This is a genomic window from Pseudoalteromonas sp. MM1 (genome assembly GCF_030296835.1).
Lineage (GTDB): Bacteria > Pseudomonadota > Gammaproteobacteria > Enterobacterales > Alteromonadaceae > Pseudoalteromonas.
This window is the reverse complement of record NZ_AP027922.1, coordinates 2,533,597-2,546,343: the sequence shown is the minus strand read 5'-3', so window position 1 is coordinate 2,546,343 and position 12,747 is coordinate 2,533,597. Positions and strand designations below refer to the sequence as shown.

The window sequence follows — 12,747 nt, the reverse complement described above, 5'->3', positions numbered from 1 at the left end:
TTTAACACTGCTTAAAGAGGAAAAAATATGTCGCAAAAATATAACGTTGCTGTACTTGGCGCTACAGGCTTAGTCGGTCGTCAAATTATTGAAACCTTGGAAGATCGTAAATTTCCGGTAGATCAACTTTTTTTACTAGCCAGTAGCCGCAGCGCAGGTGAAGACATAAAGTTTCGTGGTGAAACCATTGAAGTGCAAGATGTAGAAGGCTTTGACTTTAGCCAAGCACACATAGGCTTGTTTTCAGCTGGTGGCAGTGTGTCAGAAAAATACGCGCCAATTGCAGCTGATGCTGGCTGTGTTGTAATTGATAACACCTCACATTTTAGAAACGATTTTGAAGTACCGCTAGTGGTACCAGAAGTGAATGCAGCAAGCCTTGAAGACTTTAGAAACCGCAATATTATTGCAAACCCTAACTGTTCTACTATTCAAATGATGCTAGCCCTTAAACCAATTTACGATGCTTATGGTATTGACCGTATTAATGTATCTACATACCAAGCTGTATCTGGTGCAGGTAAAGAAGCAGTAGATGAACTGGCAAAGCAAACAGCTAATTTAATGAATGCTCGCCCAATGGAAAACGAAATCTTTCCTAAGCAAATTGCATTTAACGTTATCCCTCAAATAGATACTTTTGAAGATAACGGCTACACACGCGAAGAAATGAAAATGGTAAACGAAACGCATAAAATTTTGGGCGATACCACTATTGCTGTTAACCCAACCTGTGTGCGTGTACCTGTATTTTTTGGTCACTCAGAGTCAATCAACATTGAAACACGCATGCCGTATGACTTTGAACACGTTAAGCAGCTTTTAAATGATGCCCCAGGGGTTGAGCTTATTGAAGATGAGGGCGATTACCCAACAGCGGTGTCAGATGCCAGTGGTAATGATACGGTTTACGTTGGCCGCTTGCGCGCCGATATTTCGCACCCTCATGGTTTAAATATGTGGGTTGTCAGTGATAACACCCGCAAAGGGGCTGCTACTAATAGCGTACAAATAGCAGAAGAGTTAATCGCTAACTACTTATAAATAGCAGCTAATATTGTGTGTAAATTAAGCGGCAAACTTTTATAGTTTGCCGCTTTTGTATTTTAGGGAGCCAAATTATTGCCGCTTAGTGTTGCTACTAAACTAAACGCCTTGATCTATCACGATAAAATAGTATTAAGAATAAAGTTTTAAGGTATTTATTTTCAAAGCGTTGCAATGGATATTAGGCCGCAACTGGTTTATAGTTTGTAACTGGAATAGAGCTTGCAATAAAAATAGATTGTAATAACAAATGTAGATCAGCTATTTGGCTGGTTACGGCAAGAATAATTAATGTTGAGCAGCTAAATAAATAGCAAAGCATTTAACATTTACACATTAAAGGATCAGCATGCGCGGTTTAGCTTCACTTATTATATTAGCGTCTGCATTGGTAGTAACTCCAATTTACTCTCAAGACAGCACCCAATTAAAGGGGCCAAAAGGCGCTGACTATGGTGCGCAAGGGCGATCAATAGGGCCTATAAAACCAACCGATACACTATGGCGTATTGCTGCCAAAGTACGCCCAGATAACTCAGTTAGTATCTACCAAGTTATGCAAGCCTTGTATAACAAAAACCCTAATTCTTTTTTAGAACAAAACCTAAACCACATGCAAAGTGGTGCCTATTTAAAAATACCCACCTTAGCGGAAATTAGACGCGTAGACCCACAACTTGCTAAACAACGCTCAGAGCAAGATGACGCGCTGTGGGAAAAAAAGAAAAATGGCACACTAACTACAAGTGAGATTAACGCCGCGCAAACCAAAGTAACACAAGCTCGTAAAGCCGATGTTGACGACGCTAAAAAAGAAATCCAAAAAGAATTAAATGAAATAAAAACAGAGCAAGGCAATAAACTTGTAGAGCTGCAGCAGCAATTTAAAAGCTCGGTTAATAATGTAGAAGAAATATTAGCTGAAAATAATAACCTTAAAAAACAATTGTCGGGTATCTCTAAAGAGCTCGCTAATGTAAAAGAGCAACTAGGCCAAGACAGCGAAATTCAAAAACAGCTAAAAGAGCTAATAGAAAAACAAAACGAAATAATAGCTCAGCAAAAAGTGCAAGAAGTACCAAAAGAAGAGCCTTTTGACCTAGGCGCTTTAATGTCTAACCCGCTTGTGCTTATTTTATTAATGACCATTCCTGCATTATTAATTATTTTTGCCGTGGTGATGTTTTTACGAAAGCGCGCCAATAAAGATGAAGCAGCGCAAGAAGACGACGATTTTCTGCCGCAAACCCCAAGCTTTACCGAAGGTGAGCCGCAAAGTAATGATACGTTAGACGATCCAATTATTCCTGATCCCCTTGATGATTTAGATATTCAATTAGATGACAATCATAGCAACGACATGTTGCCTGAAGATGATATTGCATTTGATGACTCTCTTGATGATGCGCTAGACGACGAGTTTACTGATTCAGAAAACTTGCTTGACCAAGACGAATTAGAAAGCCTATTAAGTGATGACATTGTTTTTGATGACGAAGGCAGCGAAGGGGACGAGTTAGACATTTTCATGCAGCAGGGCTTTGATGAACCTGTAAATGACAAAAAAGATGATGAAATTGACCTTGATTTAGATGATACAAAAGATTCTGACGATATTTTAAGCAGTGACGACCTAGACGATTTATTTGACGAGGACGATAGCCTGCCAGAAATCGATTTGCCTGAGGTTGAAAAGCCTACCGCGGATAACAGCTTAGAAAGCAATGATGAGTTGGCTGCCTTAAGCGAAGAGCTTGCCCAAGAAGAAGACGATGACTTTGATATTGATGAATTATTAGATCAACAAGCTGATACAGAATCACCAAAAGACGAAGATTTTGATTTAGACGACATAGACAGCTTAATTGATGAAGCAAGTGATACACCTGATGAAGCCCCTGCTGATGCGCTAGTTGAAGAAAACGATGACTTTGATTTAGACGACATAGACAGCTTAATTGATGAAGCAAGTGATACACCTGATGAAGCCCCTGCTGATGCGCTAGTTGAAGAAAACGATGACTTTGATTTAGACGACATAGACAGCTTAATTGATGAAGCAAGTGATATACCTGATGAAGCCCCTGCTGATGCGCTAGTTGAAGAAAACGATGACTTTGATTTAGACGACATAGACAGCTTAATTGATGAAGCAAGTGATATACCTGATGAAGCCCCTGCTGATGCGCTAGTTGAAGAAAACGATGACTTTGATTTAGACGACATAGACAGCTTAATTGATGAAGCAAGTGATACACCTGATGAAACACCTACTGATGCGCTAGTTGAAGAAAACGATGGCTTTGATTTAGACGACATAGACAGCTTAATTGATGAAGCAAGTGATACACCTAATGAAACACCGGCTAATGCGCTAGTTGAAGAAAACGATGACTTTGATTTAGACGACATAGACAGCTTAATTGATGATGCAAGTGATACACCTGATGAAGCCCCTACTGATGCGCTAGTTGAAGAAAACGATGACTTTGATTTAGACGACATAGACAGCCTAATTGATGAAGTTGAAGACTCATCTGCCGCTCAAGTAGCAACTGATGATACAGAGCGAGATATTGATAGCGCTTTAGCTGATTCGGTCGAAGAGCTAGCTGATGCACAGGAAGATTTTGATGAAGATGATATTGAAACATTAGCGTCTTCACTTATTGATGAGCCAGAACTTGCAGAAGAGCCAGAACTTGTAGAAGAGCCAGAACTTGTAGAAGAGGCGGAGCTTCTCGAGGAGCCAGAACTTGTAGAAGAGCCAGAACTTGTAGAAGAGCCTGAGCTTCTCGAGGAGCCAGAACTTGCAGAAGAGCCTGAACTTGTAGAAGAGCCAGAACTTGCAGAAGAGCCAGAACTTGTAGAAGAGCCTGAACTTGTAGAAGAGCCAGAACTTGTAGAAGAGCCTGAGCTTGCAGAAGAGCCTGAGCTTCTCGAGGAGCCAGAACTTGTAGAAGAGCCAGAGCTTGTAGAAGAGCCAGAGCTTGTAGAAGAGCCAGAGCTTGATGCTGATTTGCTTGAAAACACTGACTTTACAGATAGTTCAGAAACGTTACTTGACCCAGAAGATGCACAGGAAGAGTACACTGACGACACCCTAAAAAGTGTTGACGAATTACTCAACGAGCTACAGCAAGCTACAGACGAAGACTATGTTGAAAACCCTGATTGGGCATTAGATGATCTTGATGATGACATTGAAGAGGTAGAGGTTGATTTAGGTGATGACCCGCTTGACTCACAAGAAGCACCAGCGAGTCCGCTTTTAGATACTCAACCTGAAAATGATGCTGTAAATAATACGCTTAGTGATGATATAGACTTTTCAGATGATAATCCCGATACGTTAGATGTAACAGAGCAACAGCAATATCTACCTGATGAGTTATTAGGAGATGAGCTTGATGGTGATGCAACAGGCATGCAGCCAAGCCAAGCTGAACAAGACTTAGCAAACGCACTTTCAGGCAGTGAATTAGATAGCTTAGAAGACGATTTTGATGATGAGTTACTCATTGATAACGATTTTTCAGAGCTAGAACTTGAGCCGAAACATACCGATGATATAGGTGCAGATGATAAGCACGCTCAAGTGCCGTCATCATTTGATGAATTAACTGATGATGAAAGTGAGCTAGATTTATCTGAAAATACGGATGAAGACGAAGGGGTTTTCGATGATGATTTATTGCAAAGCGTTGATGAGCTAGACGACGAGCTCAATGCATTATTAGATGAGCAAGTAACTCCAAGTGAAGAGCTTGACGAGTACCCTGAGTTAGAGCTTGATAACGACGATGAAATTGATTTAGATGATCAGCAATCATATAGTCCGCAAGAGTTACAAGGTGATGAACTTGATGGACAAGCAAGCGGTATGGCACCAAGCCAAGCTGAGCAAGACTTAGCCAATGCACTTGCTGATAACACTGGTATTGATGCGTTAGATGCTGACCTAGATGACGAGCCACTAATTGACGATGAGCTCGATACGCCTTTACCGCAAGAGGAACCTTTAGGTGAAACGCAAGCAACGGAACGTGGGCAAGAACAGTCTGATTTTGACGATGCAATTTTAGAACAAGCACTTTCTGAAGACGTTGAAGATGAAATAACAAATTCGCAATTAGAAGCCGAACTAACACAGGCTGCTGATGATCAAATTAATGAAGACGTTATACCCGACGAGCAGCTAGACGATGAGTTTATGGCTGATTTAACGCAAACCGATTTTGATGCGTTACTTAGTGAATTAGCTGAACCGGATGAGTTAGATTTAGAAGATAGCAGCGAATTTGATGTCGATTTTGATAGCCTATTAAACGAAGACTTAGACAATGAAGTAGAAGCGAAAGCGGTGCAAGAAGAGCCTTCGCAAAGCGATCCGCAAGCTACAACCGATGACTTTGTTGATATTGACGCACTACTTGAGCAAAGCGATGACTCAGTTCTTGAGCACGAGCCCTATGATGAAGTTAATATGGATGTAGGGTTAAGTGACTTTGATTCGTTACTTGCAGGTGACAACCCTACAGATGTTGACTTAGAAGGCGGTGGTTATTCTGCCAAGCTTGATTTAGCAAGAGCATATATTGAAATTGACGATTTTGACTCAGCCCTTAAAGTGATTGAAGATGTGATTGAAAGTGGCCCTGAAGATGTGCAAGAAGAAGCGCAAAGTTTAAAAGCTAAACTAAAGTAGCGTTATTAGGCGCTATTTAAGCCGCAATAAGATATTTATTGCGGCTTTTTTGTAGGTATTTATTGGATCACAACACACTGGCTTTTATTGCACCGCGAGATAGCATAAAATGCCTCGTTCATTAGCACAGTAGGTAAAGCAGTAATTATGCGAGTAGCACTTGGAGTTGAATACAACGGCGCACGTTACAGTGGATGGCAACGTCAATCACATGTAAATAGTGTACAACAAGAAGTAGAAACAGCGTTGTCGCGCATTTGTAATCACCCGGTTGAAATAGTGTGTGCGGGCCGCACAGATGCAGGTGTGCATGGCACAGGCCAAGTTGTACACTTTGAAACCCATGCTCCACGTGAGATGGTTGCATTTACCATGGGAATGAATACGTTACTGCCTAAAGATATAGCGATTCGTTTTGCACAACCTGTAAGTGAAGACTTTCATGCACGTTTTAGCGCAACAGCGCGTCGTTACCGTTATGTTATTTATAATTACGCCTACAGAGGCGCAGTGATGAATGAAGGCGTTACGCATTTCCACCACCCACTTGATGAAACAAAAATGCAAGAGGCGTGTCAGTACTTAATTGGCGAACACGACTTTACCTCTTTTAGAGCACTGCATTGCCAAGCTAATACAGCAAACAGAACGATTCATCATTTATCGGTACAACGCCAGGGCGATTACGTTATTATTGATATTAAAGCGAACGCTTTTTTACACCATATGGTACGTAATATTACCGGTTGTTTAATGGATATTGGCCTACACAAGCACCAACCTGCATGGTTAAAAGAGCTATTAGATTTAAAAGAGCGTGCTAAGGCCAGTGCCACGGCTAAAGCCGCGGGTCTTTATTTAGTTGATGTAGATTACCCAGAACACTTTAATATTCCTAAAACCCCACTAGGACCATTATTTTTACCTGACTCGGAATGTTAGTGTTGAATTTATAAGCGTTTATCTAACTACTAAGACCAGTTTTTTATACCGTGTTTGCGTAATTCATGTTTTAATTGAAAAAATCTGTCTGCTACTTATTAGCAGACTCGCGACACAGAACAGCATTAAGAGAGTTGCAAATGAGTTGGTTAGAAAAAATCTTACCTAAAACGACTAAGTCGTCAGGTCGTAAAGAAATTCCAGAAGGCGTTTGGGCTAAATGTACAGCTTGCGATTCAATTTTATATAAAGCTGAGCTAGAAAAGTCATTAAATGTTTGTCCAAAATGCGACCATCACATGCGTGTGAGCGGCCGCAAACGTTTAGAGCATTTTTTAGATGAAGGTGACCGCACAGAGCTAGGTACTGAGCACGAGCCTAAAGATGTATTAAAGTTTAAAGACTCTAAAAAATACTCAGACCGTATTAGCGCTGCACAAAAAGCAAGTGGCGAAAAAGACGCATTAGTAGCGATGAAAGGCCGCTTAAAAGGTATTCCTGTTGCTGCGGTTGCTTTTGAATTCTCATTTATGGGTGGTTCAATGGCTTCGGTTGTAGGCGCACGCTTTGTTGATGCGGTAGACCAATGTTTAGAGCACAACATGCCATTAGTGTGTTTTTCTGCCTCAGGTGGTGCTCGTATGCAAGAAGCGCTTATGTCACTTATGCAAATGGCTAAAACCAGCGCTGCGCTTGCTAAAATGAGTGAAAAAGGCCTGCCGTTTATATCAGTAATGACCGACCCTACAATGGGCGGTGTATCTGCATCATTAGCGATGTTAGGTGATATTAACGTTGCTGAGCCAAAAGCCTTGATAGGTTTTGCTGGCCCTCGCGTGATTGAGCAAACAGTACGTGAAACCCTACCAGAAGGTTTCCAACGTAGTGAGTTTTTATTAGAGCACGGTGCAATTGATATGATTGTTGACCGTCGCGAAATGCGCGACACATTAGCACGCGTACTTGCTAAATTTATGAACTTGCCTTCTACCGAACAAGAGCATAGAGTAGCGTAAATTTCAGCTTTACTGATTACACGCTATGACAAACACAATCCCTAGCCAATCATCAAGCCTTGATGATTGGCTTTGTTATTTAGAAAGTGTTCACCCTGCAAATATTGCAATGGGCCTCGAACGCGTCGCTACTGTTGCAAGCAACATTGGCTTATTAAGCACTTCCAGCAAAATTATTCTTATTGGCGGCACAAACGGCAAAGGCACGACTGCACGCTGTTTAGAATCGTTACTACTTGCGCAAGGTTACAGCGTAGGTACGTATGCCTCTCCTCATTTAATTAGATATAACGAGCGAGTGCGCATAAACGGCCAAGAGCTGGATGATCAATATCATGTTGATGCATTTCACATGCTAGAGCAGGGCCGTGGTAGTACGGCGCTTACGTACTTTGAATATGGCACGCTTGGGGCGTTAGCTATTTTTAAACGCTGTGAAGTTGATTATGTACTGCTTGAAGTGGGTTTGGGTGGGCGCTTTGATGCCACCAATATTGTTACACCTTATGCCAGTGTGATCACCACTATAGATTTAGATCATAAAGAATACCTAGGAGATACACGAGAGTTAGTTGCTTATGATAAGGCAGGTATATTTCGTCAAAACACACCGGCTATTATTGGTGATTTAAACATACCGCATACCATGACCGATTATGGTGCTGAGATTAAAGCCAACATGGTTATATCGGGCACTGATTTTATATTCAAAGAGTACCCAGCACATTTCACATGGCAATATAAGCATTATGATCTGGCGTTAGACAAACCAGCAATTCCTGCACAAAATGCCGCAACTGCTTTAACTACTTTAGCAGTGTTAGATTTACTACCAAGCGATGAGGTAATTAAACGTTGTTTAGCTAATTTAGTTGTTGAGGGCCGATTTCAGCAACTCAATACGACACCTTTAGTGTTTACTGATGTTGCGCACAATCCTGAATCTGCCCGTTATTTAGCACTAAAGCTTGCAAGCTATAAAGATAAAGGCTTTAAAATTCATGCATTAGTCGCTATGCTTGCTGATAAAGATAAAGCGGGTGTACTTAAAGAGGTAAGTCATGTAATTGATCAATGGTCTCTTACCAGCTTGCACATACCTCGTGGCGATAACGTTGAAAATATGGCCACGGCGTTGCAAACTATACCTCATACAGGCACGCATGAACGCTATAATAGTGTGCACGATGCACTTAATGTAATTATGCCTGCACAGCAAAGTGATACGCTTTTAATTGTGTTTGGGTCATTTTTTACTGTTGCAGATGCTATAAACTACTTTAAAAAATAGAGAGAAAGTCGGTGAACTCAGGTTTTATAAATCGTTTAGTCGGAACCAGTATTGTGGTGATCGCAGCAATTGTGTTTATTCCTAATATACTCGATGGCGAAAAGGTCCACTACAAAGAGGGCTTTAAAGCTATCCCTGAACGCTCTGAGTTTAAAACTATTGACCTTCAAGAGTCTATAGATGAAAAAGTAGCTCAGGCTGAGCCTTTAAAACAAGAGCAAGTTGAAGACATAGCTGCTGACGACGACGTGCTGACAAGCCAACAAAGCCAATACGCAGCAGAGCCTGAAATAGTCGAAGCAAGCATAGAGCCTCAAACGACGCCAGAGCCTGTAGCAAAAGCCCCAGAGCCGGTAAAAGCAAAACCAATAGCGCCACGTAAAAGTGAAGAAAATCTCACTGATATGGCCTACGTCATTCAGCTAGGTAGTTTTTCCCATGCCGCCAATGTTAAGGCTTTACAAGCTAAGCTTAAAGCGAAAGGTTTTAAAACGTTTACAAAGCCAATTAAAACACCCAATGGCACATTGACTAAAGTGTTTGTGGGGCCCTCGCTTGATAAGGCTGAGCTTACTGAAAAGCTACCCGAGCTCAAAGCGCTGACCAAGCTCAACGGCAAAGTAACGCAATATACCGTCACTCACTGATTTTTAAAGGCCTTACTTAGTAAGGCCTTTTTAATTTAGCGCTAAAAAACACACCACTTAAATGTTAATTTTTTGTATTAGATAGTTGCTGGTTATCTCCCGCTTTAACTTGCATATTTAGGAGGTTTGGGTATAGAATGCGCCCCAAAATAGCGACTAATTGGTTAATATGATCTGGGTTGATTACGCCATTCTTGGCATCATTGCACTGTCTACCATCATCGGTTTAATACGCGGCTTTGTTAAAGAAGCTATGTCATTAGCAGTATGGGCTTGCGCATTTATCATCTCTAGTTTGTTTTACCAATATTTAGCTTCCTTCCTAACAAGCATTTCTGAACCCCTTTTAAGAAATGCGGCGGCCATTGCCATACTCTTCTTTGCGACGCTACTGTTAGGCGGTTTACTAAACTACATTTTAGGTGAGCTTGTACAACGTACTGGTTTATCTGGCACCGATCGTGTCTTCGGCATTGTTTTTGGTGCGTTACGAGGCGTGTTGGTCGTGAGCGCGTTACTCTTCTTTCTTGATGCTTTTACTGGTGCACCAAACACGCACTGGTGGGGCAATTCTATTTTGATTCCAGAATTTGGCTTTGTTGTTGAATGGTTCTTTTCGTACCTAGAAAACAACTCGAGCTTTTTAAATTCAGTAAACCGTTAATCGGCGAGGATAAATTACATGTGTGGTATCGTTGGGATAGTCGGAACATCTCCTGTTAATCAGGCGATTTATGATGGCTTAACTGTTTTGCAGCACCGAGGTCAAGATGCCGCGGGCATCATTACCATTGAAAACAATACGTTTAGCTTGCGCAAAGCAAATGGCCTAGTAAAGGATGTGTTTCACACCCGCCATATGAAACGACTACAAGGCACAATTGGTATTGGCCACGTACGTTACCCTACTGCAGGCTCGTCAAGCTCATCTGAAGCGCAGCCGTTTTATGTTAATTCACCATTTGGTATTGCGCTTGCGCATAATGGTAATTTAACTAATGCTGAAACGCTCAAGCAGCAACTGTTTTCAGAAGCGCGTCGCCATGTTAATACAACGTCTGACTCAGAAATACTACTTAATATCATGGCGCATGAGCTAAGTAAGTCTGACAAATTACATTTAGACGCTGAAGATATTTTCACCGCAGTAACCGAAGTAAATAACAAAGTAACAGGTGGCTACGCTGCAATTGCGATGATTATTGGCCACGGTGTATTAGCATTTCGTGACCCTAATGGTATTCGCCCGCTGGTATTTGGTAAACGTGAAACCCCTAAAGGCACTGAGTATATGTTTGCCTCAGAAAGCGTAGCATTAAAACCAGACGGCTTTGAATTTGTGCGAGATGTAGCCCCTGGTGAAGCGATTTACGTAACTGAAGATGGCCAATTTCATTCACAAAGCTGTGCTGAAAAAGCCTCTTATGCACCGTGTATTTTTGAGTTTGTTTATTTTGCTCGTCCTGACTCAACCATCGATCGTATGTCGGTTTATGCAACGCGTGTAAACATGGGTACAAAGCTGGGTGAAAAAATTGCGCGTGAGTGGAGCGATAAAGACATTGATGTTGTTATCCCAATTCCTGAAACCTCATGCGATGTGGCGTTAGAAATTGCGCGTATGCTTGATTTACCTTACCGCCAAGGCTTTGTTAAAAACCGTTATATTGGTCGTACATTTATTATGCCTGGCCAAGAGATGCGTAAAAAGTCGGTGCGTCAAAAACTTAACGCGATAGACCGTGAGTTTAAAGGTAAAAACGTTTTACTGGTTGATGATTCAATTGTACGCGGTACAACCTCGGCACAAATTGTAGAAATGGCTCGTGAAGCTGGAGCAAAAAATGTTTATTTTGCCTCAGCAGCACCAGAAATACGCTTTCCTAATGTGTACGGTATTGATATGCCATCTGCCGCAGAGCTTATTGCACATGGCCGCGAAGTTGAAGACATTAACCAAAGCATCAGTGCTGATGGCTTAATTTTTCAATCTTTAAACGATTTAATTGCCGCTGTAAGCCAAGAAAACCCAGAAATTACTAAGTTTGAAACCTCTGTATTTGATGGGCAATACATTACCGGTGATATCGATCAAGATTACTTAAACCATATTGACCAACTACGCAATGACTCGGCTAAGAGTAACCGCGAAAACGCCATGTCGTCAGGTCTTGAAATACACAATCAAGATGAAAACGAAGCTGATTAATTTTTAAATTAAAAATCAGATATAAAAAAAGGAGCTAATTAGCTCCTTTTTTGCGAAGGAAAGAAAGGGAACACTTCATATCAAACAACGTGGTTGATTAGGTAAACATAGGACTCACAATGCCGTTAGTCCAAAGGATGGCGGTTACAGCTAAAATTATTACCAATAAAATTAGCCCGCAGGTAACAACAGAGCTGGCATAAATGAAGCCACGCTCTTGTGGAATATGCATCAGTATTGGCACGCCTGTGTATAGCAAGTACACCGAATAGGCCAGAGCAATCATACCTACGCAAACAACAAACCACAGCTCAGGTAAAAAAGCGGCTAAAGCCGACATAAACACCGGAGTAGCAGTATAAGCGGCAAGCTCTAACGTTTGTGTAAAGGTAGGTTTAGCACCAAATGTAACGGCCATCCAATGGGCTAAATAGGCCAGTGCAAACACACCGGCTATTAACGCACCATACATAGCCACGGCAATTAGCAGTGCGCTTTCATGTGTTAAAAATACTGGATTGCCCGCACCAATACTCCAGCCTAAATACACCGATGAGTAATACCCCATAACCGATGGAAATAATGCAATAAGTAAAATATGCGACAGGCTATAAGTTAGGCTTTCGTGGCGGTTATCTATAGTTTGCCATTCTTCGAGTGGATGAGCATAAATGCCCCACAGGTGATTCAGTATCATAGCGGTACTCCATAAAAGGAACGTATTACTGTTGGTTATAATTTAGTTTTAGTTAGTTTGTTTTTTATACAGCATCTATATTTATGGTTTAGTTCATATACAAAGTCAAGTTAACTGCTTATTAACATTTTAAAGGGGTTGTTTTAGCTCGTTTTATTCTTCGTTATTTTTCGTGTTAAAATGGCCTTTT

The 12,747-nt window shown here is 41.3% G+C and carries 9 protein-coding genes; 8 read left to right on the top strand and 1 reads right to left on the bottom strand.

Features of this window, described 5'->3' with window-relative positions; all coding sequences use genetic code 11:
• Positions 1-27: 27 nt before the first annotated feature.
• The 8 genes from QUE46_RS11610 (at position 28) to purF (ending at position 11,860) form a co-directional block, all read left to right on the top strand.
• Positions 28-1,044, top strand: coding sequence for an aspartate-semialdehyde dehydrogenase (locus QUE46_RS11610; RefSeq protein WP_004588395.1), 1,017 nt, complete (start codon positions 28-30; stop codon positions 1,042-1,044).
• A 352-nt stretch (positions 1,045-1,396) separates the two neighbouring features.
• On the top strand, positions 1,397-5,755 hold the full coding sequence (locus tag QUE46_RS11605; protein ID WP_286244896.1) for a FimV/HubP family polar landmark protein: 4,359 nt from the start codon (positions 1,397-1,399) through the stop codon (positions 5,753-5,755).
• 147 nt (positions 5,756-5,902) lie between these two features.
• Positions 5,903-6,697: a tRNA pseudouridine(38-40) synthase TruA gene (gene truA, locus QUE46_RS11600; RefSeq protein ID WP_286244895.1), complete on the top strand. Its 795-nt coding sequence runs from the start codon at positions 5,903-5,905 to the stop codon at positions 6,695-6,697.
• Positions 6,698-6,837: 140 nt separating this feature from the next.
• Positions 6,838-7,713: an acetyl-CoA carboxylase, carboxyltransferase subunit beta gene (gene accD / locus QUE46_RS11595; RefSeq protein ID WP_286244894.1), complete on the top strand. Its 876-nt coding sequence runs from the start codon at positions 6,838-6,840 to the stop codon at positions 7,711-7,713.
• Positions 7,714-7,738: 25 nt separating this feature from the next.
• Positions 7,739-9,004: a bifunctional tetrahydrofolate synthase/dihydrofolate synthase gene (folC, locus tag QUE46_RS11590; RefSeq protein WP_286244893.1), complete on the top strand. Its 1,266-nt coding sequence runs from the start codon at positions 7,739-7,741 to the stop codon at positions 9,002-9,004.
• A gap of 11 nt (positions 9,005-9,015) precedes the next feature.
• Entirely contained in the window at positions 9,016-9,651 is a 636-nt protein-coding gene (locus tag QUE46_RS11585) for an SPOR domain-containing protein (RefSeq protein WP_286244892.1), read from the top strand.
• Between the two features lie 169 nt (positions 9,652-9,820).
• Positions 9,821-10,315: a CvpA family protein gene (locus QUE46_RS11580; RefSeq protein ID WP_004586885.1), complete on the top strand. Its 495-nt coding sequence runs from the start codon at positions 9,821-9,823 to the stop codon at positions 10,313-10,315.
• Between the two features lie 18 nt (positions 10,316-10,333).
• Entirely contained in the window at positions 10,334-11,860 is a 1,527-nt protein-coding gene (gene purF / locus QUE46_RS11575; RefSeq protein WP_286244891.1) for an amidophosphoribosyltransferase, read from the top strand.
• Positions 11,861-11,957: 97 nt separating this feature from the next.
• On the opposite strand, the gene QUE46_RS11570 is transcribed toward purF, so the two are convergent.
• Complete coding sequence (locus QUE46_RS11570) at positions 11,958-12,557, bottom strand: Yip1 family protein (protein WP_286244890.1); 600 nt, start codon at positions 12,555-12,557, stop codon at positions 11,958-11,960.
• Between the last annotated feature and the right edge of the window lie 190 nt (positions 12,558-12,747).